The sequence below is a fragment of the Oleiphilus sp. HI0067 genome (assembly GCF_001635735.1).
The window spans coordinates 1-788 of record NZ_LWFI01001425.1 but is presented as its reverse complement, the minus strand read 5'-3'; the positions used below and the strand labels follow the sequence as shown (position 1 = coordinate 788).

The following is a 788-nucleotide window of genomic DNA, read 5'->3' as shown; positions in this document are numbered from 1 at the left end:
CAAACTACCTTCGCGAATGGAGCGAGGGATACGTGACAAGCCTTCTTCCGTTGCGACGATGACGACTGGTAGCGTTAGAATCGCGAGTGTAATCGATGCCCATAGTAGACCACCGGTACCGAATGTTGGTGACGGCAATGCTTCTGGGAAGAACGCTTTATCCACGCCGGAACCGACAAAGTAGATAAAGAAGCCAAGACCAAATACACCGTAAACAATTGAAGGAACACCGGCGAGGTTATTTACCGCAATACGTATGATACGTGTCATCGTACCTTGGTGGGCATATTCACGTAGATAAACTGCTGCGATTACGCCAAATGGTGTCACGATGATCGACATGATAATGACCATCAAAACCGTACCGAAAATAGCAGGGAAGATACCCCCTTCGGTATTGGCTTCACGTGGTTCGTCACTGATGAACTCGTAGAGTTTTGCAATGTAGAAAACGATCTTATCGCCAATACTCATCGCGTTCGGCTGGAAGGCATGAACGATCTTCGCAAGATCAACCGTGATTTGCGTGCCGTCCATACTTTGTACACGAACTTTGTCGCGGTTTATTCGGCCATAAAGCTCGATAAGACGGCCCTGTAAGCCATCGTATTCAGCATTTAATGCTGCTCGCTCAGCTTCAATATCAGCAAGTGCTTGCGATGTTAAACGATCTTCCAATTCCAACTTGCGCTGCTGAAGTCGAAGACGTTCGATACCCGCATTGATAGAACCAATGTCACTCTTCTCAATATCATGAATTTGAGAATAAATATCCAAAGCTCTATCTA

General features: G+C 46.2%; 1 pseudogene. It reads right to left on the bottom strand.

Features of this window, described 5'->3' with window-relative positions:
• Window positions 1-788 (bottom strand): annotated as a pseudogene (locus tag A3739_RS23190) (phosphate ABC transporter, permease protein PstA); the annotation flags it as partial.